We start from the raw sequence: 25,372 nt of genomic DNA, 5'->3' as shown, positions 1-25,372 counted from the left end.
CGATGCGTCCAAAGTTCCTTTTCGCCGCCGCGGCCCTGGCGCTTTCCGGCTCCCTTACCGGCTGCGGAGCGGCGCCGGCTCCGCAAGGCCAGGCGCAGGCCGAATATACGCTGACATATGCCAGCCCCTATCCGCCCAGCCATCCTTTCAGCCGGGCCGACCAGGAATGGATGGCCCAGGTCGAGAAAGCCAGCCAGGGCCGGCTCGCCTTCCGGCCCTACTGGTCCGGCGCGCTGCTCTCCAGCGACATGAGCATGGAGGAGATCCGCCACGGCGTTGCCGACATCGGCCTGATAACGCCGATCTACGCCAAGGGCGGCGCGCATCTGCTGCGGGTCCAGTCGGGCTTCTACGGCGGCGTGCGCGACATCGGCGAACAGATCGCCGTCTACGATTGCCTGGCCGCGCGCTTCCCCGGTTTCGGCAGGGAATTGCACGGCCTCCACGTCCTGGCGGTGCAAGGCGGCAACTTCCCCGGCGTGCTCACCCGGACGCGGCCGATCCGCCACCTCGAAGACTTCCGGGGCCTGCGCCTGCGCGCCCAGAGCGACGCGGTGGACGTGCTCAAGCAACTGGGCGCCGATCCCGTCAACATGCCCATGAGCGAGGTCTATTCGGCGCTGGCCAAGGGGGTGATCGACGGTGTCGTCGCCCCGGCCGACACGATCAAGAGCCTGCACTTCTCGGAAGTGGCCAAGCACTTCACCTCGATCCGCTTCAGCCGCGGCGCCTATCCGGCCCGCGCCGTGTCCGACCAGGCCTGGCGCCGCCTGCCGCCCGACTTGCAGCGTTTGCTGATCGCTTCGCGCAAGGACTGGGAAGCCGCGCTCAACCGCGAACTGATCGCGGCCGAAGCGGCCGGCATCGCCTTCGGCAAGACTGACGGCGTCGATTTCTCTCCCCTCCCCGCCGGCGAGCAAGCGCGCTTCGACCGGCTCTACAACGCCGACGCCTTCGGCCAGGCCCAACGCCTGTCGCAAGTCGGCATCGACGGCGTGCCCGTGTTCCGGGCCGCCCAGCAACTCATCACCACCGGCACCGCCCATCACTGCGCGCCGACGGAGGACCGCCCATGACCACTACCGAACGTCCGCTTGAGGGCCTGCGCGTCATCGACCTTACCCGCGCCCTGGCCGGCCCCTATGCCACGCTCCTGCTGGCCGGCCTCGGCGCCGAAGTCATCAAGATCGAGGACCCGCGCGGCGGCGACCTGGCCCGCGAGAACAGCCCTTACGTAGGCCGCGACGGCATCGTCGTGGAACGCCGGCACGAGGACGACGTCTCCGTGTCTCACCTCACCCGCGCCCGCGGCAAATACGGCGTCGCGCTGGATTTCAAGAAGCCCGGCTCGCAGGAGGTCTTCCGCGACCTCGTGCGCTCGGCCGACATCGTCGTCGAGAACTTCACCGCCGGCACGGCCGACCGCCTGGGCATCGGCTATGAAGTGGCGCGCGCCGAGAACCCCGGCGTGATCTACTGCTCGCTCAGCGGCTTCGGCGCCACGGCGGCGGACGGCAAGGCGATGGACATCATCATCCAGGCCCTGTCCGGCGCGATGTTCGCCAGCGGCGGGCATGACGAGCCGCCCGTGCGCATCGGCATTCCCATTGCCGACATGCTCGCCCCCGTCTTCGCGGTGATCGGCATTCTTTCCGCGCTGGAGCAGCGCCACCGCACGGGCACCGGCCAGCACATCGACGTATCGATGCTGGGCGCCCTCACCAGCTTCGTCGCGATCGAGAACTGGTCGGCCATGGCCGCGGCGGGCATGCAGGCCCGCACCGGACTCACCGTGCAGCGGCTCTCGCCCTTCGGCGTGTTCGAATGCGCGGACGGCTATGTCGCCGTGGTCGCCGTGCATGAAAAGCTGGCGCAAGGCCTGTTCCGCGCCATGGGCGAGCCAGCGCTCTCGGCCGACCCGCGCTTTGCCAACCGGGATTCGCGCGTTGCCAATGCCGCGGTGCTGGAAGCCCGCATCAACGCCTGGTCGCGCAGCCTGCCGACGGCCGAAGTCGTCGCCCTGCTCGAAGCCGAAGGCGTGCCCGTGGCGCCGGTGCGCCACCCGGAAGACGCCCTGGTCGATCCGCGCGTGGTCGCCCGCGCCGAGACGATGGAAGTCCATCACCCCAGCTACGACACGCATATCGACTTGCGCACCGCGGGTATTCCCATCGTCTTTTCGGGCGCGCGCACCGGCTTCGACGATGTGCTTCCCGTGCGCGTCGGCGAACATGCGGAGACGATCCTGACCGGCCATCTCGGCTACTCGGCGGAAAAGATCGCCGATCTGCGCGCCGCCGGAGTCATCTGAGGTGTCGGCCAGCAGCGCTCTCGACACGATCGCCGCCGCCTATCGCGACGCGGAAGGTGTGGCAGCCCGCCTGCGCGCGGAAGGGCGCGCCGTGCTTCGCGTGATCGGCAGCGATGCGCCCCTGCCGCTCCTGCGCGCGGCAGGTTTCGCGCCGGTTCGCATGGCGCCGCGTCCGGAGATGGCAACGCCGCGCGCCGATGCCCTGCTCGGCCCATCGACCGGCCGGCGCCGCGCGCATCACCTGGTGGAACTGCTGCTGGACCCTGCCATGGTCGACCCGGTGCTGTTCACCCGCGCCGATGCCGAGCAGGCGCAAGTCTTCTCCGCCATCCGCGAGAACGCGCGCCTGCAAGGGCTGGGACTGGGCGTGCCGGGGCCGCGCAAGGCGACGCTGCTGGATCTGCTGCACATCGATCGCCCCTCCAGCCGCCGCTACAACGAGACGCGCCTCGCACAATTGCGCGAATGGCTGACGGCCGAAGGCGGCCGCGCCTTCACCGATGAGGACCTTGCGCGCGAGGCCGACACGGCCGACGCCGTGAACGCACTCCTGCGCGATCTCGACGCGCTGCGGCCGCGCTTCTCCGGCACGCAGATGCTGCAATGCCTGGGCGCCGCCGCCATTCTCCCGCCGGAGGAACTGCTGCCCCTGCTGCGCGCCCTGCGCGACGACAGCGCCTCCCTCCCGGAAGCGACCGGCAGGCCCGTGCTCCTCGCCGGCTCGCCCCAGGAGACGGACCTGCATTACGCGGCGATCGAAGCCGAGGGCCTGCGCATCGTCGGAGAGGTGCAGGACTGGGGCATGACGCGCGCCGCCTGCCCCGCCCCGCGCACGATGGCCGAGTGGGCCGACCCCGCCTACGCCGTGCCGGCCGCCGCCGCCCGGAGCGCCGCTCTGGCGCAGCAGGCGCTCGAAATGGCCGGCCGCCGCGGTATCGAACGCATCCTGCAGCTGACCGTGGACGGCGACGAAGCCGCCCCCTGGACCCTGGCCGCGCTCCGCAGCGCGCTGCCTTCCCATGAGATCCTCGCGCTCCAGAGCGCTCTGGGCGACACCGGCGAGCTGGCCCTGTCCCTGCGCGGGGAAGAGCCGCCGCGCCCTGCCGTTCCCAAGCCGCAAACGACGCCATCGGCACCCCGCCTGCGCAGCCGCAAGGTCCTGCAGGCATCGGCTTCCTCGGGCGACTATCAGCGCGCGTGGTTCGCCTCCGTGCGCGAGCAGGTCGCGCAAGGCTCGCCCTTCGCGGTGGTCAACGCCAATGCCCCGCAGGAAATCCTCCGCGCGCTGGGCGTGCCGTTCGTGGTCAACCAATGGTGGGCCTCGATCGTCGCCGCCAAGCAGCAGAGCGGGCGCTATCGCCGCCTCCTGCGCGGCCGCAACTACCCTACCGACGCTGAAGCCTACAGCGCCCAGGGCCTGGCCGCCGCGCTGGACCATGACGCCGAACAGGCGCCCTGGGGCGGGCTGCCGCGGCCGGACTTCGTGCAGGCCATCGCTTCGAGCGACGCCACGCCCGGCATCTTCGAGGCATGGGCCGGGGAAAGCGGCGCCGCCCCCTACCTCTACGAGCGCACGGTGGACCCGCGGTGGGAGATCGAAACCCGCTGGTGGGACGCCCTGCCGCACCGCTGGGACGAAGTACTGGAGCCTGCGCGGCTCGACCTTCTGGTGAGCGAACTGCGCGACGTGATCGCTGCCGTGGAGAAGCGCACCGGCCGTCCTTTCGACGAGGCCCGCTTCGTCGAGGTGATGAACCTCGTCAACGAGCAGGAAGAATATTACCGCAAGACGCGCGACCTGATCGCCCGCACCGTGCCCGCCCCCATCGGCCTCGTCGATTCCATGCCGGCGACGATGGTGCCGCAGTGGCATCGCGGCACCGAATGGGCGCGCGATGCCGCCAGGGCGCTCTACGAGGAAGTCGCCGCGCGCGCCGCCGAGGGCCTTGGCGCGGTAACCAACGAGAAGGTTCGCCTCATGTGGGTCGGCCGGGGTCTCTGGAGCAATACCGCGTTCTATCAGAAGTGGGAGGACAGCCACGGGGCGGTCTTCGTCTGGTCCATGTACCTTTCGCTGGCGGCAGACGGCTATATCCGCAGCTTCGATGTGGACGGAACGGGTGGGCGCGATCCCCTGCGCGCGTTGGCCGCCCGTTTCCTCACGATGGGAGACGAACTGCGCATGCCGAGCTGGGCCGCGCCCTGGCATGTCCACGAGGCCGAGACCCACGGCGTCCACGGGGCCGTGGCCCTGAGCGACGCCGATCCCTTCGTGCTGCGCGCCCTTGCCGCCGCCGGGATCCCGGTGCTGGAACTGGGCGTGGACAACTATGCGCTGGACCGCGCGGACGGCGCGGACCTCGAAGCCCGCATCGCCGCTTTCATCGCAGGCCCCTGCATGCAGATGGCCGAAGCCCGCCGAAAGGCAGTGGCATGACGGCGCTTGGCGGGCTGACGGTCCTGGACTTCTCGCGCTTCCTGCCCGGCGCCTATTTCGGCTGGCTGGCGGGCGACATGGGGGCGGACGTCATCCGCATCGAGCACCCCCGCGAACTGGCCAAGGCGAAGACGATGTTCGGCGCCGGTGCGGACGAGGACGCGGAGACCCTGCGCCGCGCCCGGCCGACTTATACCCGCAACAAGCGCTCGCTGCTGCTCAACCCCGGCCATCCCGAGGCCGCGCCGGTCATCCATGCCCTGGTCGAGCGGGCGGATGTGCTGCTGGAGGACTATCGCCCCGGCGTGATGGCGGCGATGGGCCTCGGCTACGAGGCGCTGGCGGCGATCAATCCGCGGCTGGTCTACTGCTCGGTGTCCTTCGCCGGGCAGACGGGACCGTTGGCCGGCCGGGCCGGGCACGATCCCGCCGCCCTGGCACTCGCCGGTGCGCTGTCCCGCCTCAACGGCACGCCCGTGCCCACTTTGCCGGGCGCACAAGTCGCCGATGTGCTGGCGGGCGCCCATGCCGCCATTGCCGTGCTCACCGCGCTCCAGGCCCGCCATGCCAGCGGCAAGGGCCAGCTTGTCGACGTGGCCATGACCGAAGCCGCCATGCCGCTGCTGATGGTCGCGCTCGGCCGCGCCGAGGACCCCGCCGCCATCGGCTTTCCCACCGGCGCCTGGCACCCCAAGGGCGGCGTCTGGCTCTGCAGCGACGGTGAGTGGCTCTGCACCACCGACATGGAGCCGCGCTACTGGGCGCGCTTCTGCGAGGCCGTGGGCCGCCCGCACTATGCGGCGCGCCAGTTCGACACCGCCGCCCATCCGGCCATGCAGGAAGACCTTGCCGCCCTGTTCGCGGCGCATCCCCGCGCGCACTGGCTCGGCCTGCTGGAAGCGGCCGACACCCAGGCCATGCCCGTGCTCACCCCGGGGGAAGCGCTGCGCCACCCCCACGCCGAAGCGCGCGGCATGCATATGACGCTGCCCACGCCGGCCGGCACGGTCGAGCAGATCGGCACGCCCTTCCACCTTTCCGGTCATCCACCGGTCGCACATCGCCCCGCGCCCCCGCCGGGCGCGGACAATGCCGCGATCCTCGCCGAACTCGGCTTCGATGCCGCGGCGCTGGAGGCGACCGGCCTGTTTTCCAGCGGCGCGGGAGCCAGCCGATGAACGCGCTCGACGGCATCAGGGTGGTCGACCTCACGCACGCCATTTCCGGTCCGACCTGCACCAATGCGTTGGTCCAGATGGGCGCCGAGGTCGTGAAAGTGGAGCCGCCGCATGTGGGCGACGGCTTCCGCCACTATACCGAGCATGCGGGCGAGCCGCTGCTCAGCGTTCCCTTCGCCTCGATCAACGCCGGCAAGCGCTCGATCGCGCTGGACCTCAAGACCGATGGCGCCCGGGCCGCCTTGTGGAAGCTGGTGGAGCAGGCCGACTTCCTGGTCGAGAACTACCGCCCCGGCGTGCTGGCGCGGCTCGGCTTCCCGGTCGAAGAACTGCGCCGCCGCAATCCGCGCCTCATCGTGATCTCGATCACCGGCTTCGGCCAGAGCGGCCCGCTGGCTCAGTGGGGCGCTTACGACCATATCGCGCAGGCCATTTCCGGCATTGCCGCGCTGGGTGCCGTGGACGGTGAACCGCGCAAGATCGGCCTGCCGATCATCGACAGTTTCACCGGCTATATCGCCGTGATCGCCGCCCTGGCCGCCCTGCGCCGCCGCGACGCCACTGGCGAGGGCGAACATGTCGACGTGGCCATGCTCGACGCGGCGCTCAAGCTGGCGAACCAGACCGTCTCGGTGCACAGCTATACCGGGCAGACGCCCGGCGGCACCGGCAACCGGGGCTTTCGCATGGTGCCCACGTCCGAGTTCTATCCCACCGCCGATGGCTGGATCGCGCTCGGCGCCAACAACCAGGCCCAGGTCGAGGCGCTGCTGCGGGTGCTGGGCGAAGAAGCCATGCTTGCCGACCCGCGCATGGCCGGCCACGCCGCGCGCGTGGCGAATTACGATTTCGTGCGGAACTGGCTGGAGCAGGCACTTTCCCGCTGGGGCGCCGAAGACCTCGAAGCGCGCCTCACCGCCGCGAAAGTCCCCGCGGCGATGATCCGCGAGGTCGGCCAGATCGTGCAGCATCCGCACATCGCGCAGCGCGGCTCGCTGCAGGCGGTGGACCTGCCCGGGCACGACCGGCCGCTCGCGACGATGGGGCCGGGCTTCGCCACCGATCCGCTCACCGCGCGGCGCGTGCCGGTGCTCGGCGCCGACGGGGAGGCCGTGCTGGCCGAACTGGGGTACGACACGGCCGCCATCGCCGCCTTGCGCCAGGAAGGGGCACTGGCATGAGCCGCCCGATCGATCTCCTGTTCCTCGGCGACATCATCCTCGACGTTCCCGATCCCGAGCACTGGCTTTCGGGCATCGCCGAAGTGACCCGCGCGGCCGACCTGGTCATCGGCCATCTCGAAGTCCCGCACACCCTGCGCGGCGAGGAGCTGGAAGGCGACGTTCCCGCCCCTGGCGCCGAACCCGCGCATCTGGCGGCGCTGGCGCGCGCCAACATCGGCATGCTCTCGATGGCGGGCAATCATATCGCGGACTGCGGCGCGATCGGCATTGCCGACACCATTGCCGAACTCGATCGCCTCGGCATCGCCCATGCCGGTGCCGAGGCGAACCTCGCTCTCGCCCGCAGGCCTGCCGTGGTCGCGCGCGAGGGAAGGCGGATCGCGCTGCTCAGCTACAACTGCGTGGGCCCGGAAATCAGCTGGGCCACCGAGAGCCGGGCGGGCAGCGCCTATGTCAACGTCCTCGCCGCCGACGGCGGCCCCTCGCGCCCGCAAGCCGAACTCGTCGCCGCCGATCCCGCGTCAGTGACGCAGATGCAGGCGGACATCGCGGCGGCAAGGCTTGAAGCGGACGTCCTCGTGGTGGCTCTCCACAAGGGCATCACTCACCGCCCTGCCGCGCTCGCACCTTACGAGCGCCCGCTGGCCCATACCGCCATCGAGGCGGGCGCCGACATCGTGGTCGGCCATCACGCCCACATCGCGCGCGGCATCGAGTTCCATCTCGGCCGGCCGATCTTCCACGGCCTTGGCAACGGCTGCGTCGTCACGCATGCGCTCACCCCGGCGCAGGACCATCCGGCCCGCGCGGAATGGGCGGAGCGGCGCAAGAAGATGTTCGGGTTCGAGCCCGATCCGGCCTATCCGCTGGCCCCGTTCCATCCCGAGGCGGTCAACGGGTTGATCGGGCGCTGCCGCATCCATGCCGGCGGCAGGGTGGAGACCGGCTTCCTCCCCATCTGGTTCGCGCCGCCGGGCCGCCCGGTCGTTCCGGCCGGTGCCCGAAAGGACGCCGTTGCGGCCTATATCGATCGGATCGGCCTTGCGGCGGGGCTGCCGCCGCTCGAAATCCTGGAAGAGAACGGCTGGATCCACCTCGGCTCATTCGCGTCTGACGCGGCACCAGCGCTGTAGATCGCGGCGGGGCTGGCACGGCAGCACCGTATACCGTCATCGATTTGACACCGGCGAGAAATAGGAGGGCGGCCACCTCATCACCTCAAGCTGGTTTCCCGTGCCCGTCATCCGCCCGATCGATATCTGGTTTGCAGACGAAGTCTTTCCTCACGAAGACCGTTTCCTCGCCGCTGCCCTGCGCATTTCGGGCTCGCGCGAGGAAGCCGAGGACCTCGTGCAGGAAGCCTTCACCCGTCTGTTCACGCTGGAAGGCTGGGCCGCGATCGACAACCCGCGCGCCTATGTCGTGCGCATGCTGCGCCATATCGCCATCGAACGCCTGCGGCGCCAGCGCATCGTCGATTTCGGCCAGCTTGCCGATGCCGACCATCTCACCCTGGCCGACGAGACGCCCGACCAGCACCGGATCGCGGCCGGACGGGAAGGCCTGCGCCGCGTCTCCGACCTGATCGCCAGCCTGCCCGAGCGCTGCCGCACGGTCTTCGTCCGCCGCAGGATCGAGGGCGAATCCTCGAAAGCCATCGCGCAGGACCTGGGCATCAGCCTCTCGACTTACGAGAAGCGACTGGCCCGCGCCATCGAACTGCTCTCCCGCGCCCATCTCGGCGGCGAGACCGAGACGGCCGGCGACGGTGCCGAGACCTGCGACGCGCAAGGCAAGCGCTGAAGCGAAACCCGAAAAAAAGATCGGAGCGGCTTGGCGGGTTTGACTTCGCCGTTCGTCTGCTATTCCGGCCTTCGAAATTACCGCATCCGGAAAAATGAGCATCTTCAACGATCAACGGCATAGGCGCCGCAAGGCAACCCGCGAAGCGGCGGGCTGGCTCGCGCGCCACGAAGCCGGCACGATCGACGAAGCGCGCTTCGAGGCGTGGCGCGCCGCACATCCCGGAAACGCCATAGCCTTTGCCCGCGCCCTGTCGGTATGGCGCGCTGCCGAGACGCCCTCTTCCGCCCTGCCGCAGGTGCAGCCTCTCGCGGCCGCGGGCCTCTCCCGTCGCCGCGCCCTGGGCGCATTCGGCGGCATGGGGCTGGTCGGCCTGCTCGCGGCGGGCGGCGTCGCCACGCGCGCTTATGCCTGGGACAGCGCCCGCTCCGGTATCGGGGAATGCCGGCGCCTGATCCTGCCTGACGGCAGCCGCGCCATGCTCAACACCGACAGCCTCCTGCAATGGCGGTTTTCCGACACCGAGCGCAGCCTCTGGATCGCCCGCGGCGAAGTGGCGCTGGAACTGGTTCCCGGCATTCCCGCCCGCGTCCATGGCCAGGGCCTGACCGCCGCGCTCTCCACCGGCCGCTTCAACGTGCGGCTCCAGACCGGCGCGATGGACGTGACGGTGCTGACCGGCCGCGCCGCCGCCTCCACCTCCGCCTCCTCCGCCTCCTCCTCCTCCTCCAGCGCCATCGGGAGCACGCGCCCCGCAGAGGTCGCCGCGCCGAACGAAGGGCTGCTGCTCTCCGCAGCGGATCCCTCGGTCCGCCCGGCCAGCCCCCAGCACATGGCCGCGACGGTCGCCTGGCAGCAGGGCGAGATCGTGTTCGACAACGAGCCGCTGCAAACCGCGGTGCAGGAATACAACCGCTACCTGCCCGGCAAGATCGTGATCGCCGATCCGGACCTCACCGGGATTCCCGTGGGCGGCCGCTTCACCTCCACCGATCCGGCGGCTTTCCTTTCGGCGCTGGAGCTGGGGCTGGATATCCGCGCGACACCGCATGAAGGCGGCTTCATCCTGACCCGCTGAAAATTTTTTAACCGGCCCTTGGCGGTTCCGACAGGCCGGATCGTCTGGAAGGGCAGAGGCGCAGATCGGCGCCTTTCAAAAGGGTCGTTCATCCATGTCCGCACGGTTTCGCCGCGCGCCGCTTTTCGCGGCGTTGCTTGCCACGTCTGCTGTCTGCGCCACGTCTGCCGTCTTCGCCGCGCCTGCCATGGCCGCCGAGGCCCATGCCTTCGCCATTCCCGCGCAGCCGCTCTCCAGCGCGCTGACGCAGTTCGCCCGCCAGGCGCAAGTCCAGATCTTCTTCCCCAGCGCCACCATCGGCACGCTGCGCGCTCCGGCGCTGAGCGGCCACATGACGCGCCAGGTCGCCCTGGGCCGCCTGATCGCCGGAACCGGTCTCGCCGTGAAGAAGGATGACGGCAAGACCGTGGTCCTCGGCCTGCAGGAAGACCGCTCGGAGCCCGCCCCGCGCGGCGGCCGGGCCGCCACGCCCACCGACGACGCGGGCAGCGACATCATCGTCACCGGCACCCGCGCGCAGGCGCAGACCGTGTTCACCGCGCTTTCGCCGGTGGACACGCTGTCCGAAAAGCAGGTGAAATCCACGGTCACCGCGCGCCTGGACGAGAAGCTGACGCAGCTTGTGCCGGCCTTCATCGTCCAGAAGCTGCCCGCTTCGGACGGCCCGGAATTCATCCGCCCGGCCTCGCTCAACAACCTCTCGCCCGACATGACCCTGGTGATGGTCAACGGCAAGCGCTTCCACCGCTCGTCATTCCTCAACAGCGGCGCCCAGGCGACCGACCTGGCGCAGATCCCCTCGTTCGCGATCGGCCATGTCGAAGTGCTGCGCGACGGCGCCTCGGCGCAATATGGCTCCGACGCGATCGCCGGCGTCATCAACGTGATGTTCGACACCAAGCCCGGCCTCTCGGCCTATGCGCAAGGGTCGCAATACTACAAGGGCGACGGCGAGCAGGTGCAGCTAGGCGGGCGCGCGGGCTTTGCCCTTCCCGGCGGCGGCCACTTCGTGGTGACGGGCGAATTCGCGGACACCAACCCCACCTCGCGCAGCCAGCAGCGCCAGGACGCGATCGACTTCTCGAACGCCACCGGCATCGCCGTGAAGGACCCGGTCCAGCGCTGGGGCAACCCGCAGCTCCAGACCATCAAGTTCGCGGTCGATGCCGCCGAACCCATCGGCGACGACGTGGAAGTCTACGGCTTCGGCACGTTCGGCAAGGGCAAGGGCTGGTCCGACATCAACTGGCGCAACCCGGCGACCACCACCTCGGTCTACAACCAGACGGCCGCCTTCCCCGGCTTCGACGTCAACGACATCTACCCGGCCGGTTTCGCACCCAGCGAAGGCGTGCGCTATACCGACTTCCAGACGGTGGGCGGCATTCGCGGCGGCCAGTCGGGCGATTTCCGCTGGGACCTCTCGGGCTCGTTCGGCCAGAACGCCACCGCGTTCTACCTGCACAACTCGATCAATGCCTCGCTCGGCCCGGACAGCCCGCTGAACTTCTACCTCGGCCGCAACATCCAGCGCGAGTTCAACCTCAACGCCGACGGCGTCTATAACCTGTCGCTGCCCATCTTCGCCAAGCCGGTGACCGTGGCCTTCGGCGCCGAACGCCGCGTGGAAACCTACCGGATCCGCGCCGGGGACGAGGCCTCCTATGCCGTGGGCGAAGGCGCGGCCTACGGCCTGGCCGCCGGGTCGAACGGCTTCCCGGGCTTCTCCGATCTTCAGGCCGGCTCGTGGAGCCAGACCAGCTATGCCGGTTATCTCGACGTGACGGTCCCCGTCACCGAGGCCTGGAGCGTGGAAGCCGCGCTGCGCGACGAGGACTATTCCAGCTTCGGCAACAGCTTCAACTACAAGTTCTCGACTCGCTACGAACTCTCGCCCGCCCTGGCGGTTCGCGGGTCCTATTCCACCGGCTTCAAGGCCCCGACCCCGGCGCAGATCAACTCGACCAGCACCTCGCAGGGCCTCGATACCACCACGCTGCTGCTCTACACGACCGGCCGCCTCTCGCCGCTCAACCCCGTCGCGCAGTATTTCGGCGCCACCGCGCTGGAGCCGGAAACCTCGAAGACGGCCACCGCAGGCTTCGTCTGGCGCACGGGCTTCGGCCTGTCCGGATCGGTGGACGCCTATCAGATCAAGGTCGACAACCGTTTCAGCGTCTCGCCCAGCTATGTCCTGACCGACGCGATCAAGGCCAGCCTCATCGCCCAGGGCATCAGCCAGGCGGCCGACTACCGCACGATCACGTTCTTCACCAACGACTACGATACCCGCACGCGCGGCGTGGACTTCGTGGTTTCGTACAAGCACCCGGTCGGCCCGGGCGTGCTCGATGCCACGGCGTCCTACAGCTACACCCAGACCAAGGTGGTCTCCAGCCAGATCGCCCAGAGCGACACCACCCGCGTGAAGTACGAAAAGGGCCTGCCCGAGCATAATGCCGTGGCCACGCTCAACTACACGCTGGGCAAGGTCTCGCTGATGGGACGCCTTCGCTATTACGGTGGCTGGACGGATTCGAGCGGCAATGCCAGCGGCGACATCTTCCAGGACTTCGGCGGCATCGCCTTCGTCGATGCAGGGGTGACCTACGAATTCCGCCCCGGCCTGTCCGTGCGCGTCGGCGCGGAGAACCTGTTCAACAAGTACCCGGAGAAGGCGACGTTCCAGGCCAGCCGCGGCCTCGTCTACTCGCGCAACGCCCCCTACGACACCAACGGCGGCAATTACTACGCCCGCGTCGACGTGTCGTTCTGAGCAGGAGGTCCAAGGCCATGGCTACCGAGATTCATCGCCGCACCCTGATCTCCGGGGCCATGGCTACCGGCCTTCTCTCTCCCCTGTTCGCCGCCCCGGCCGCTTCGGCCGGCGCGAGTGCGGGAACGGCGCCCCTCGGGTCGCAGCTTCGGCGCGCCGTTCCCGCAAATCCTCAAGCCATTGACCCCCAGGACAGTGCCTACTGGGCACAAGTCGCCGCGCAGTTCGATGTCACGAAAGCGATCGTGCAGCTCGAAAACGGCAACTGGGGTTCGATGGCCCGCCCGGTCGAGCAAGCCTATGCCCGCAAGCTGGCCAAAGTGAATGCCGAGAATTCCTACTACGCCCGGCGCGGGTTCTGGCAGGACATCCTGCCCGTCCGCGCCCGCGCCGCGGCCATCCTCGGCGTGGAGCCGGAAGAAATCGCCTTCACCCGCGGCGCCACCGAGGCGCTGCAAACCCTGATCGCCGGCTACAACCGCCTACGGCCCGGCGACCAAGTGCTCTATTCGGACCTCGACTACGACAGCACCCAGGCCGCGTTCCGCTGGCTCAAGCAGCGCCGCGGCGCCGACCTTGTGACTTTCGCGCTCCCGGAACCCGCCACTCACCAGGGCCTGATCGACGCCTATGCCAAGGCGCTTGAGGCGAACCCCAAGGTGCGCCTGATGCTGCTGACTCATGTCGGCCATCGCAGCGGCCTGGTCATGCCGGTGAAGGAAATCGTTGCTCTTGCCCGCGCGCGCGGGGTCGACGTGATTCTCGATTCCGCCCATGCCTGGGGCCAGCTCGATTTCACGCTCCCCGAACTGGGGGCCGATTTCGTGGGGCTTACCTGCCAGAAGTGGATCGGTGCGCCGATGGGCGTGGGGCTGGTCTACATCCGCAAGGACCGGCTGGACGCGATAGATCCCAACATGAGCGAGGTGGGCAATCCCGACCATGGAACGCAGAGCCGCGTCCATACCGGCACGGCCAGTTTCGCGGGCTATCTCGCGCTTGCCGACGCGCTCGACTTCCACGAGGCCATCGGCATCCGCGCCAAGGAGGCACGCCTGCGTTTCCTGCGCGATCGCTGGGCCGAGACCCTGCGCGGCCATCCCGGCCTGGAGATCCTGACGCCCGCCGATCCGCGCCTGACCAGCGCCCTCACCTCGTTCCGCCTGCGCGGACAGACCAGCGTGGCACAGAACAAGGCGCTGGCGGCCACGCTGCTCGATCGCTTCGGCATCTTCACCGTCCACCGCGAAGGCCTTGCCAGCGGCGCCTGCGTGCGCGTGACCCCCGCGATCTTCACGGCGGAGGCCGATATCGACCGCCTCGTCGCCGCGCTGAAGACACTGGCGGGCTGACGGCCCGGCCGCGCTCCCATTGCTACCCCGCCGTCCTGCGGGATGACGCCGACAGTGCTGGCGCCCACGACCGGGCAGCGACCCGTGCCGCGATGACCCGCGCGCCTTCGACCAGGCGCCGCCGATAGACCCGCGCGCCGGGCATAACTGCCGCACGCCATCCTCCCGGCCCCGGTCTTTCGCGCGCGGCGCTTCCTGCCCCGCTGTCCCCGAAAAGCCATGCCCCAACCGGACCGGGCCTCCCCCCGTTCGAGGGCTATACCAACGGTTAATTTCGCTCGCGCCGCGTTTGGGGTCAAATGCTGCTCGCAAGTCGCAACAGCAACACCCGACTTTTCGTACATTTCAATTTAATCGAACTATCGGATCGATTTTATACGTCTTTCTGGAACGGCCAATTCGCTCCAGAACACTCTCACCGGGCCGCGACGGCCAGCAGACAGGAAGACCCGCAATGACCATCACCGCTACGCCGACCGCCACCGCCACCCCCGGCAAGTCGCTGATCTCGCCTGACAATCACGCGCTTGTCCTGATCGATTTCCAGTCGCAGATGGCTTTCGCCACCAAGTCGATCTCGGCCGAACTGCTGCGCAACAACGCCGCCCTGATCTCGCGCGGCGCCAAGTCCTTCAATGTCCCGACCATCCTCACCACGGTTGCCGAAAAGAGCTTCTCCGGCCCGATGTTCGAAGAGATCACCGAAGCCTTCGATGGCCAGGAAATGCTCGACCGCACTTCGATGAACACCTGGGAAGACGAAGCCGTGATCTGCGAGATCAACCGCATCGCCAAGCCCCGCATCGTCTTTGCCGGCCTCTGGACCTCGGTCTGCATCGTCGGGCCCGTCGCTTCCGCCATCGACCAGGGCTTCGAGGCTTATGTCATCACCGATGCCTGCGGCGACATTTCCACCGAAGCGCATGAACGCGCGGTGGAGCGCATGATCCAGCTCGGCGCCGTGCCGATGACCTCGCTTCAGTACCTGCTCGAACTGCAGCGCGACTGGGCCCGCACCGAAACCTACGACAGCACCACCGGAATCGCCAAGAAGTGGGGCGGTGCCTACGGTATCGGTATCAACTACGCCAAGACCATGTTCGGCGCATCCGAAGGCGGTCACTGATTTGAAGCTCGGGACCGGCGGCCAGATACCCCCCATCCGGCCCTCACGGACAAGGCTTCCGGTCCCTACCTCCTTTTTCCCGCGAAGACTTCACTCTCAACATCGAAGGATCAGCATCATGGGTTACGTAACCACCAAGGACGGCGTCGAAATCTTCTTCAAGGACTGGGGCCCGAAGGACGCCCAGCCCATCGTCTTCCACCACGGCTGGCCGCTCTCGTCTGACGACTGGGACACGCAGATGCTGTTCTTCCTCTCCAAGGGCTTCCGCGTCGTCGCCCATGACCGCCGCGGCCACGGCCGCTCCGAGCAGGTGAGCGAGGGCCACGACATGGCGCACTACGCCGCCGACGCTTCCGCCGTCGCCGAACACCTCGACCTCAGGAACGCCGTGCACATCGGCCACTCCACCGGCGGCGGCGAAGTTGCGGCCTATGTCGCCCGCTACGGCATTCCGCAGGGCCGCGTCGCCAAGGCCGTGCTGGTCAGCGCCGTGCCGCCGATCATGCTCAAGACGGAAGCCTACCCCGGCGGCCTGCCCATGGACGTGTTCGACGGCCTGCGCGCCGGCCTTGCCGCCAACCGCGCCGAGTTCTTCCGCGATGTCGCCGCAGGGCCGTTCTACGGCTTCAACCGCGAAGGCGCGGACGTGAAGCCCGCCGTGATCGACAACTGGTGGCGCCAAGGCATGATGGGCAGCGCCAAGGCCCATTACGAAGGGATCAAGGCCTTCTCGGAAACCGACCAGACCGACGACTTGAAGGCGATCACCGTCCCCACGCTGGTCCTCCACGGCGATGACGACCAGGTCGTCCCCTACAAGAACGCCGGCGTGCTCCAGGCGGAAATCCTGCCGAACGCGACGCTCAAGATCTACGAGGGCTACCCGCATGGCATGCTGACCACCCATGCCGACGTCCTCAACCCCGACCTGCTCGCCTTCGTCCAGGCCTGATAGGAACGTCGCTCTCCATCGTTCGTCATTGCGAGCGTAGCGAAGCAATCCAGGGCGGTTTCCGCCGCTCTGGATTGCCGCGGGCCATAGGCCCTCGCAATGACGACACGGGGAACGGATTGAACGTTCGAGGAACCCAAAGCCATGAAAGCCTACCTTCTCTCGATCGCTGCCGGGCTGCTGGTGGGTGTGGTCTACAGTCTCCTCGGCGTGCGTTCGCCCGCCCCGCCGATGATCGCCCTGCTGGGGCTGCTCGGCATTCTCCTCGGCGAACAGATCGTCCCGCTCGCGAAGAAGATCTGGGCGCACGAGGAAGTCGCCCACTACGTGCAGACAGATTGCCGCAAGCACGTCCTGGGACGCCTGCCGGGGGACAAGTTCCCCTGCCGCACGGCCGACCACAAGGCCGAAGCATGATCACCCGCCGACAGACCATAGCCGGAGCGGCTGCCAGCTCGCTCCTGCCCTCGCTATTCTCCCAATCCGCACGTTCCAAGGAAGCCGTCATGACCGACACGATCATCGTCAACGCCAAGGTCACCACCCTCGACCGCGAAAATCCGCAGGCCGAAGCCGTGGTCATCCGCGACGGCAAGTTCCTGACCGTGGGCAGCGAACAGGAAGCGCGCGAGGCCGCCGCGCCCGGCGCCGCCGTGATCGACGCCAAGGGGCGCCGCCTGATCCCCGGCCTGATCGACAGCCACATGCACATCATCCGCGGCGGCCTGAACTTCAACATGGAACTGCGCTGGGACGGCGTGCCGACCCTGGCCGACGCCATGGCCATGCTGAAGAAGCAGGTCGACAACACCCCCGCCCCGCAGTGGGTCCGCGTGGTCGGCGGCTTCACCGAGCACCAGTTTGCCGAAAAGCGCCTGCCGACCATTGCCGAACTTAATGGCGTGGCGCCCGATACGCCGGTGTTCATCCTCCACCTCTACGACCGCGCCCTGCTCAATGCCGCAGCCCTTCGCGTCGTCGGCTATACCAAGGACACCCCGAACCCGCCGGGCGGCGAGATCGTGCGCGATGCTTCGGGCAACCCCACCGGCCTGCTGCTCGCCCAGCCCAACGCCACGATCCTCTATTCCACGCTCGCCAAGGGCCCCAAGCTGCCGCAGGAATACCAGGTCAACTCCACCCGCCACTTCATGCGCGAAGTCAACGCGCTCGGTGTCACCGGCGTGATCGACGCGGGCGGCGGCTTCCAGAACTATCCCGACGATTACGAGATCATCGAGAAGCTCCACGCCGAAGACCAGCTGACCGTGCGCATCAGCTACAACCTCTTCACGCAGAAGCCGAAAGAGGAACTGGCGGACTTTGCGGGCTGGGTGAAGCAGGTCACGCCGGGACAGGGCGACGACACCTACCGCCACAACGGCGCGGGCGAGATGCTGGTCTATTCCGCCGCCGACTTCGAGGATTTCCGCCAGCCCCGCCCCGACATGGCGCCCAGCATGGAAGGCGATCTGGAACCCGTCATCCGCCTGCTCGCCGAGCACCGCTGGCCCTGGCGCCTCCACGCGACTTATGACGAGACCATCGGCCGCGCGCTCGACGTCTATGAGAAGGTCAACCGCGACATCCCGCTCGAAGGCATCAACTGGTTCTTCGACCATGCCGAGACGATCAGCGACCGCAATATCGACCGCATCGCGGCACTGGGCGGTGGCATCGCGGTCCAGCACCGCATGGCCTATCAGGGCGAGGATTTCGTCGAACGCTACGGCGCCAAGGCGGCCGAGCGCACGCCGCCGATCGCCAAGATGATCTCCGCCGGAATCCCCGTGGGCGCCGGCACCGACGCCACCCGCGTCGCCAGCTACAATCCCTGGGTCTCGCTGTCCTGGCTGGTTTCCGGCCGCACCGTCGGCGGCCTGCGCCTCTACCCCAATGCCAACCGCGTCAGCCGCGAAAAGGCGCTGGCGATGTGGACGCACGAGAACACCTGGTTCTCGAACGAGATCGGCAAGAAGGGCCAGATCAAGGCCGGCCAGCTTGCCGACCTCGCCCTGCTCTCCGACGATTTCTTCTCCGTGCCCGAGCACGAGATCGTCCACATCCGCGCAGTGCTGACCCTGCTGGGCGGCAAGGTCGTCCACGGCGAAGGCGACTATCGCCCGCTCGCCCCGGAACTGCCGCGCCCGATGCCCGACTGGTCGCCGGTCGCGACCTTCGGCGGCTATTACCAGACGCCCGAAGCCAGGCAGAAGCTCGCCTCGGCCTGCGGATGCGCCAGTTCCTGCGGCGTGCACGGCCATGACCATGCCTCTGCACTAGGCGCCAATGTCCCGGCCGCCGATGTCCAGACGTTCTGGGGCGCGCTCGGCTGCGGTTGCTGGGCCGTCTAGCTTCGATGAGCCCTGCCGCATGCGGCAGGGCTCATCACATTCTATTCCATAATCTCGAACATATCGGACGATATTATTCGGATCGATAGACGTTCGTCCGCACCTTAAACCGATCTCGCAAGCCCCGCTCACGCAGCGAGGGCCGACCGAGACGACGACGAAACGTGCCCCCCGGAAATTTCTCAAGGAGACCTTCGATGAAGCGCTTTGCCCTCCTTTTCGCCACTGCCGTAATGGCGGCCAGCCCCATCGCCGCCCCCGCCTTCGCGGCGCCGACGGCGGACTATTCGGTCGGCGCCCAGTACGACACCACGCACGTCTACGTGCCGCAGGACCAGTTCGACACTTTCGTCGCCAGCTTCGTCGCCACCTTCGGCGGCACCACCAGCAAGCAGGGCGAATTCCAGGTGACGCCGACTACGAGCCTCACCAAGTCGCAACTGGTGCTGACGCCCGCGGGCACGATCTCGGTCTTCGGCTTCAAGACGCCGATCCCCTATCCCTTCGGCGACGAGCGCACCGGCTATCTGGTCACCGACATCGACGCCGCCGTGAAGTCGGCCCGGAGCCACGGCGCGGTGCGCCGTCTGGAGACTTTCCCCGATCCGATCGGCCGGGATTCGGTGGTGCAATGGCCGGGCGGCGTGAACATGCAGCTCTATTGGCACACCGCCAGGCCGAACTACGCCAAGCTCGCAACCGTGCCGGAAAACCGTATCTACCTGACCGTCGATGCCGCTGATGCCTTCATCAGGAGCTGGACCGGCTTCGCCCATGCCAAAGTCACCGCCGACGACAAGGCCGCCAGCGGCGCCGAGATCGGCGAACCCGGCAAGACCGTCCGCCGCGTCTCGATCGACAGCGGCTACGGCAAGATGGTGGTCTACGTTTCCGACGGCCAGTTGCCCTGGCCCTACGGCCGCGACATGACCGGCTATGCCGTGAGCGATCTCGCTGCCACTCTCGCCAAGGCCAAGGCGGCAGGCGCCGAGACCCTGGTCGCACCCGTCACCGCGAACCGCCGCCAGACCGCCATCGTGCGCTTCCCCGGCGGCTACGTCGCCGAAATCCACCAGGGAGCATAAGCCATGTCCGGCCTCCCTTCGATCGATCGCACGCCATCGGCAGAGCGGCTCGCATTCGTGGGCGCCGTGCTGGACTTCAAGCCGACCGCCTTCCTCGCCCGCCTCGCGCTGGTGAGCGCTTACCTGGTGGGCGGGGTCGACAAGCTGGGCGACTGGCCCGCAGCGCTGGCGGAGCAGAGCCACTTCGGCCTGACCCCGCCCGCGCTCTGGGCCGGGCTGACCATCGCCGTCGAACTGATCGGCGCGTTTCTCGTCCTCGGAGGGCGGCTGGTCCTGCAGGGCCGGCTGGTCTGGCTGGGCGCGGGGATGCTCGGCGTGTTCACTTTCCTCGCGGCGCTGGTGGCCAATGCCTTCTGGACCATGCCCGAAGGCCCCGAGCGCTTCGGTGCGATGAACGCCTTCTTCGAGCATATGGGCCTTGTCGGCGGGTTCGTGCTGGTGGCGATCCTGGCGCGCAAGGGGGCCGGCAGTGCCTGACCTCGTCGTCCCGGGCAGGATCCGGGACCGGTGCCTGTCCTCAGGCGCCCTTTCGCGAGCATGGCGCAGCACGGCCAGCGGTCCCGGATCGGGTCCGGGACGACGGCTGGCGGCGCTGTCGCTTTCTCTCGCGGCCCTGCTGCCCACCACCGCCCAGGCCGCGCCGAAGGAAGCGTGGGAGGCCCCCACCCTGTCCATCACCCGCTACGACGAGGACTGGTCGGACCTCGAAGACGCCGAGAAGCGCGATCATCACTGGACCGGCCCGTTCAAGTACATCCCCCTCGGCGACGACGCCTGGCTCTCCACCGGCATCGAACTGCGCGTGCGGAACGAGAACTACGACGACAACCTCTGGGGCAGCGCCGAGGCGCCTGACGACGGCTATGTCTGGTTTCGCGCCCTGCCATATGCCGATCTCCACCTCGGCAAGCTCCGCGCCTTCGTGCAGCCCATCGCCTCGACCTCGGCGGGCGTCGCGCCTGCGCCCGGCCCGGTCGACGGGTCGGGCATCGATCTCCTGCAGGGTTTTGCCGAGGCCGACCTCGGCCCCGTAACCCTGCGCGGCGGGCGGCAGATGCTGTCGCTCGGCACGGAGCGGCTGGTGGGCACACGCTACGGCCCCAATGTGCCGCTCGCCTTCGATGGTCTTCGCGCGGACGTGGCCCTGGGCGCGGCGACGGTCAGCCTGCTGGCGGTAAGGCCGGTGCAGGCGCGCAAGGGGGATCTCAACGACCGCACCTCGCCTGACGAGGCGCTCTGGGGTGCCTATGCCGCGCTGCCCGCTCTCGACCTCTACTACCTCGGCTATCGCAACGATGCCGCGCACTGGGGCACGCGCGACGGCACCGAGACCCGCCACAGCCTGGGTGCCCGCTGGCACGGCAGCCGGGAGGACTGGCACTGGAACGTCGAGGGCGTCTACCAGTTCGGCCGCTTCGCGAATGGGCCGATCTCGGCCTGGACGCTGGGCACCGAGCTGGGCCGCGCCTTCCCGGACGCACCGCTGGCGCCCGACCTTACCCTGCGCGTCAATGTGGTGAGCGGCGACAAGTCCGGGGACACGCGCCAGGACAGCCGCCTCGGCACTTTCAATGCCATGTTTCCCAAGGGCAAGTATTTCGGCGAACTCTCGCCGGTCGGCCCCTACAACATCGTCAATGCCTATTCCTCGCTGGGCCTGCAACTGGCCCCCACCGTCTCGGCCAGCCTCGCGGCCATGGCCTACTGGCGCTATTCCCGCGAGGACGGGATCTACGACATCCCGGGCAACCTGATCCGCGACGCCGGAGACAGCCGCGCGAAGTTCGTCGGCAAGGAAGTGGAGATGACGCTGGCCTGGCAGGCGAGCGCCGAACTGGAAATCTCCGCCTCGCTCTCCGCTTTCGCACCCGGCGCTTTCATCCGCGAGACCGGATCGGCCAGGACCATCCACATGCTTGGCCTCGAAAGCAATTTCCGGTTCTGAAAGCGCTCCATTTCGCTTTGTGCGCAGGGCCATACCAAGGTTTGCTTGTCCACCGCCGGCCGCCATGCAATGCGCGCGCCATGCGTCCCGATCGAGCCCCTGCCCGACCCTTTCTCTACCGGCTGGCGTCGCTGGCAGCCCTGCTCGGCCCCGTCATTTTCGGGGCGGTCGTCCCGGCGCCCGCCGTGCAGGCATCCCCGGCCACGGAGATCCCGGGCTACAGCAGCCGTCACTGGTCATTGGCCGACGGCGCCCCGCCCGACATCCGCGCCATGGCCCGCACCCGCGACGGCTTCCTCTGGCTGGGCTCGGGTGACGGGCTCTATCGCTTCGACGGGCTGAAATTCCAGCGCGTCGATCCCGAGGACTTCGACAACTTCCGCGCCCGGCAGGTCACGGCCCTGGCCGCGGCGCCCGACGGCAGCCTGTGGGTGGGCTACGCCTTCGGCGGCATCGCCCGGCTGAAAGACGGCAAGCTGCGCGGCGCCAACCCGGAAAAGAAGCCGCGCGGACGCGTTACCGACATCGTCGCCGCGCCGGACGGCAGTGTCTGGGTCTCGGCGTGGAGCGGCTTCGGATCGCAGCTTCGCCACCTGGTGAAGGGTCGCTGGGACGTGATCGACGTGGACGGTCCACTGGTGCGCATGTTCCGCCAGAACGACGGCACGATGTGGATCGCATCGAACCCCGAACTGCGCCGGCTGCCTCGCGGCAGCCGCACTTTCGAGGTCGTGCCGGGCCTGATGAACCTTGGCCCCGCCTTCGGCCAGGACCGCGCCGGCACCATGTGGTTCTTTTCGAGCGACGGGCTCCAGAAGCTCGGCCCGCGCGGCTTCCTGCCCACCGGCATCGCGTTCGGCGAGCCGCTGGGCGGCGGCGACGGCATCCGCAACCTGCTGTTCGATGCCGACAATCTGCTGTGGGTCGCGGGCAATGCCGCCGGGCTGGCGACAGTGCCGGGCAGCGATCTGTCCATGAGCCGGGCGGAGACCTATCCCGTCCAGGTCTCCACGCTGCTGCGCGATTCCGAAGGCACCATCTGGGGCGGCGCGCCGGACGGTCTGCACCGCTTCGTACGCTCCCCGGTCATACACTATTCCGCGATCAAGGGCGTCCGCACCGGCATCGCGACGGGGCCGGACGGCTCGCTCTATATCGGCGGCGACGAGGGCCTGTACCGGATCATCGACGGCAAGGCCGACCTGATCCTGCGTTCCAGCCTGCTGTCCGAAGTCTGCTCGGTGGCAGGGGTGGGCGCTTACGTCCTGACCTACAAGAACGAGTATCTCGTGCGCGGGTCCACCCTGACCCGGATCATCGGCCCGCTCGAACATGAGCGCCAGTTCGGCCAGGCCTGCGCCGCCGATCACCAGGGGCGTCTGTGGGAATCAGTATCGGCCTCCGGCATGTTCCGACTGGAAGGCCGGCGCTGGATCAAGGACGAAAGCCTGCCGCCGGCCACCACCTTCGTCGTCACCGGCCCGAACACTTTCGTCATCAACCAGCCGCTGCGGCTGCTCGCCCGCGTGCAGGACGGCAAGACGACGCCCCTCTGGCCGGGAAGCGACGACGAAGGACACGACGGGGAGAAAGAAAAGACCGGCGTGGGCTTCGTGCGGATGCTCAAGCAGATGGACGGCAGGACCTGGATCGGCGGCGAGGCGGGGCTGGCGCGCTATGACGGGCGCCGCGTCCAGCAACTGAGCGCGCGGACCTACCCCTGGCTTGCCGGGGTCATGGGGATCGTCCGGGTGGCGGGCCACTACTGGCTGATCTCCTCGGGCGGGATCATCCGCATCGCCGAACCGGACCTGGAGGCCGCTTTCGCGCGCCCGGGCAGGCCGATCCCGCTCGCCCGCTTCGGCCAGAACGGCGCGATCCGCGCCCGTACCGAACCCTATTCCGCCAACGATGCCGCCGTGGACGCGCAAGGGCGGCTGTGGTTCGTGACGAGCACCGGCGTGGTGCAGGTCGACCCTTCGCGCATCGCCGCCGGAGCGGCCGAGATGCCGGTCCGCGTCACCGCGCTGGAAGTGGACGGCCGCGGCTATCCGCTCACCGGCACGCGCCTGCCGGCAGGAACGTCCCGCGTCAGCCTGTCCTACGTGGGACTGAGCCTGGCCGACGCGGAAGGCAACCGGTACCGCTACCGGCTGGACGGCGTCGACCAGGGCTGGGTCGATGCCGGAGGGCGCCGCCGCGTGGACTATGCGGGCCTTGGCCCGGGCACGTATCGCTTCCACGTCACCGCCGCCACCGGCGACGGTCCCTGGGCCCGGCGCGAGGCGGTGACGAGCTTCGTCATCGCGCCCTATTTCTGGCAGACCGGCTGGTTCCGGCTGGCCGTGTTCCTCAGTCTGGCACTGGGCATCTATGCGCTGTTCCGCTGGCGCATGCGGCTGGCCATGCAGGCCATGCGCGATCGCATCGAGGAACGCGTGACCGAACGCGAGCGCATCGCGCAGGATCTGCACGACACGCTGCTCCAGGGCTTCCAGGGCCTGATGCTGCGGTTCCAGACCGTGCTTCACCTGACCACGCCCGGCACCCCCGCGCATACCGCCATCGAGGACGCGCTGGAGCGGGCCGACGACGTGCTCCTGCACGGCCGCGAACGGGTGCGCGGCCTGCGCGAGGATGCCGAACCCAAGTGCATCGCCGAAACCTTGCGCGCCTGCGCCCAGCGGGTGGTGCGCGATGCCCTGCCCTGGGAAGTGCGGGTGGATGGCCCCGAGCAGCTCGTCGGCGCGCCGGTGGCGGAGGAAATCGAACTCGCCGTGGGCGAGGCGCTGGCCAATGCCGTCAAGCACGCGCAGGCGAGCCTGGTGCGCATCGAGATCCACCACGGCCGCGACCGCCTTTCCCTGCGCGTGGTGGACGATGGCATCGGCCTGCCGGAAGAGGTGCGCGCCGCAGGAGGGCGCGACGGGCACTTCGGCCTTACCGGCATGCGCGAGCGGCTGGAGCGGCTGGGCGGATCCTTCGCCATCGCCAGGGCCGCCGGGCAAGGCACTTCGATCCGGCTGACCCTGCCCGCGAAGATCGCCTATCGCTAGCCCCCGGCTGCCGATCCGACCTAGAGTTCGATCAACCCGTTGCGCACGGCGATCGCCACGGCATGGGTGCGGTCCATCGCGCCTAGCCGCGCGAAGATCGCCTTCATGTAGCCCTTGACCGTCTCTTCGGAGAGCGACAGCCGCGCCGCGATCTGCTTGTTCGAATTGCCCGAGGCGGCCAGTTGCAGCACGTCGCTTTCGCGCGCGGTGAGGCGCTTGGCCTCGCGGTCCGCCGCGCCGAACACCTGCCGGTCGAAATGCGTGCCGCCGCGGTGGATCGACCGGATCGCGTCGAGCAGCTCGGTGCGCAGGCTGTTCTTCAGCAGATAGCCCGAGGCCCCGGCCTTGATCGCCTGCGTGGCGCGGCCGTCGCCCGAATATGTGGTCAGCACGAGGATCCGCGCCTCCGGAAACTCGGCAAGGATCCGCGTCATCGCCTCCACCCCGTCGACATTGGGCATCTGCAGGTCGAGCAGCATGACGTCTGGCCGGTGCTCGCGGAAGAGGCGCACGGCAGCCTCTCCATCCTCGCCTGCCGCCACGAGTTCCAGGTCGGGTTGGGTCGAGAACACGGCGATGATCCCGTCGCGCAGCAGGGGGTGGTCGTCCACCACGGCGATGCGGATGGGGGGCTGAAAATCGCTGTTTTCCATGGCTTCCCTCTACGCTCTCCCGCCGCGTGATGGCAATTCCCCCCAAAAGAGGGGATTGCCCGTTGTGTTCACTTTGAAC

General features: G+C 68.5%; 19 protein-coding genes. 18 read left to right on the top strand and 1 reads right to left on the bottom strand.

Annotated elements, in window-relative coordinates; genetic code table 11:
- Window positions 1-2 precede the first annotated feature (2 nt).
- The 18 genes from dctP to EDF57_RS06435 all read left to right on the top strand — a co-directional run bounded on the left by dctP (window position 3) and on the right by EDF57_RS06435 (window position 24,640).
- Window positions 3-1,076 carry a TRAP transporter substrate-binding protein DctP gene (gene dctP / locus EDF57_RS06520; RefSeq protein WP_134093534.1) on the top strand — a complete coding sequence of 358 codons (1,074 nt, stop codon included), beginning with the start codon at window positions 3-5 and terminating at the stop codon, window positions 1,074-1,076.
- Window positions 1,073-2,311 carry a CaiB/BaiF CoA-transferase family protein gene (locus EDF57_RS06515; protein WP_134093533.1) on the top strand — a complete coding sequence of 413 codons (1,239 nt, stop codon included), beginning with the start codon at window positions 1,073-1,075 and terminating at the stop codon, window positions 2,309-2,311. The genes dctP and EDF57_RS06515 overlap by 4 nt, the downstream gene beginning before the upstream one ends.
- A 1-nt stretch (window position 2,312) precedes the next feature.
- Window positions 2,313-4,748 carry a 2-hydroxyacyl-CoA dehydratase family protein gene (locus tag EDF57_RS25755; RefSeq protein ID WP_208324804.1) on the top strand — a complete coding sequence of 812 codons (2,436 nt, stop codon included), beginning with the start codon at window positions 2,313-2,315 and terminating at the stop codon, window positions 4,746-4,748.
- Window positions 4,745-5,926: a CaiB/BaiF CoA-transferase family protein gene (locus EDF57_RS06505; protein ID WP_134093532.1), complete on the top strand. Its 1,182-nt coding sequence runs from the start codon at window positions 4,745-4,747 to the stop codon at window positions 5,924-5,926. Before EDF57_RS25755 ends, EDF57_RS06505 begins: the two co-directional genes overlap by 4 nt.
- Window positions 5,923-7,107, top strand: coding sequence for a CoA transferase (locus tag EDF57_RS06500; protein ID WP_134093531.1), 1,185 nt, complete (start codon window positions 5,923-5,925; stop codon window positions 7,105-7,107). Before EDF57_RS06505 ends, EDF57_RS06500 begins: the two co-directional genes overlap by 4 nt.
- Window positions 7,104-8,243, top strand: a complete 1,140-nt coding sequence (locus EDF57_RS06495; protein ID WP_134093530.1) for a CapA family protein — start codon at window positions 7,104-7,106, stop codon at window positions 8,241-8,243. The genes EDF57_RS06500 and EDF57_RS06495 overlap by 4 nt, the downstream gene beginning before the upstream one ends.
- Window positions 8,244-8,343: 100 nt before the next feature.
- Window positions 8,344-8,913 (top strand): RNA polymerase sigma factor, encoded by a 570-nt coding sequence (locus tag EDF57_RS06490; protein ID WP_166675190.1) that lies wholly within the window; start codon window positions 8,344-8,346, stop codon window positions 8,911-8,913.
- Between the two features lie 94 nt (window positions 8,914-9,007).
- Window positions 9,008-9,991 carry a FecR domain-containing protein gene (locus tag EDF57_RS06485; protein ID WP_134093528.1) on the top strand — a complete coding sequence of 328 codons (984 nt, stop codon included), beginning with the start codon at window positions 9,008-9,010 and terminating at the stop codon, window positions 9,989-9,991.
- A 94-nt stretch (window positions 9,992-10,085) separates the two neighbouring features.
- Entirely contained in the window at window positions 10,086-12,767 is a 2,682-nt protein-coding gene (locus tag EDF57_RS06480) for a TonB-dependent receptor (protein ID WP_208324803.1), read from the top strand.
- Between the two features lie 17 nt (window positions 12,768-12,784).
- Window positions 12,785-14,119: an aminotransferase class V-fold PLP-dependent enzyme gene (locus EDF57_RS06475; RefSeq protein WP_243840917.1), complete on the top strand. Its 1,335-nt coding sequence runs from the start codon at window positions 12,785-12,787 to the stop codon at window positions 14,117-14,119.
- 454 nt (window positions 14,120-14,573) lie between these two features.
- Window positions 14,574-15,245, top strand: a complete 672-nt coding sequence (locus EDF57_RS06470; RefSeq protein WP_132267289.1) for a hydrolase — start codon at window positions 14,574-14,576, stop codon at window positions 15,243-15,245.
- Between the two features lie 118 nt (window positions 15,246-15,363).
- Entirely contained in the window at window positions 15,364-16,200 is an 837-nt protein-coding gene (locus EDF57_RS06465) for an alpha/beta hydrolase (protein ID WP_134093527.1), read from the top strand.
- Window positions 16,201-16,344: 144 nt separating this feature from the next.
- Window positions 16,345-16,617 (top strand): DUF1427 family protein, encoded by a 273-nt coding sequence (locus tag EDF57_RS06460; RefSeq protein ID WP_132267293.1) that lies wholly within the window; start codon window positions 16,345-16,347, stop codon window positions 16,615-16,617.
- An 89-nt stretch (window positions 16,618-16,706) separates the two neighbouring features.
- Window positions 16,707-18,554, top strand: coding sequence for an amidohydrolase (locus EDF57_RS06455; RefSeq protein WP_134093526.1), 1,848 nt, complete (start codon window positions 16,707-16,709; stop codon window positions 18,552-18,554).
- Between the two features lie 197 nt (window positions 18,555-18,751).
- On the top strand, window positions 18,752-19,639 hold the full coding sequence (locus tag EDF57_RS06450) for a glyoxalase (RefSeq protein ID WP_134093525.1): 888 nt from the start codon (window positions 18,752-18,754) through the stop codon (window positions 19,637-19,639).
- A 3-nt stretch (window positions 19,640-19,642) separates the two neighbouring features.
- The gene (locus tag EDF57_RS06445; RefSeq protein ID WP_134093524.1) at window positions 19,643-20,116 is read left to right on the top strand and encodes a DoxX family protein; all 474 of its coding nucleotides are present in this window, start codon (window positions 19,643-19,645) and stop codon (window positions 20,114-20,116) included.
- A gap of 106 nt (window positions 20,117-20,222) precedes the next feature.
- Entirely contained in the window at window positions 20,223-21,584 is a 1,362-nt protein-coding gene (locus EDF57_RS06440; protein WP_134093741.1) for an alginate export family protein, read from the top strand.
- 80 nt (window positions 21,585-21,664) lie between these two features.
- A complete protein-coding gene (locus tag EDF57_RS06435) occupies window positions 21,665-24,640 on the top strand; it encodes a sensor histidine kinase (RefSeq protein WP_134093523.1) in 2,976 nt (991 codons plus the stop codon).
- Window positions 24,641-24,660: 20 nt separating this feature from the next.
- Here the strand turns inward: EDF57_RS06435 and EDF57_RS06430 are convergent, their stop codons facing one another.
- The gene (locus EDF57_RS06430) at window positions 24,661-25,293 is read right to left on the bottom strand and encodes a response regulator transcription factor (protein ID WP_132267303.1); all 633 of its coding nucleotides are present in this window, start codon (window positions 25,291-25,293) and stop codon (window positions 24,661-24,663) included.
- Window positions 25,294-25,372 lie beyond the last annotated feature (79 nt).

The sequence above is a fragment of the Novosphingobium sp. PhB55 genome (assembly GCF_004368805.1).
GTDB lineage: Bacteria > Pseudomonadota > Alphaproteobacteria > Sphingomonadales > Sphingomonadaceae > Novosphingobium.
Note: the sequence above shows the minus strand (reverse complement) of the source record. Positions and strands in the feature narration are given on the sequence as shown.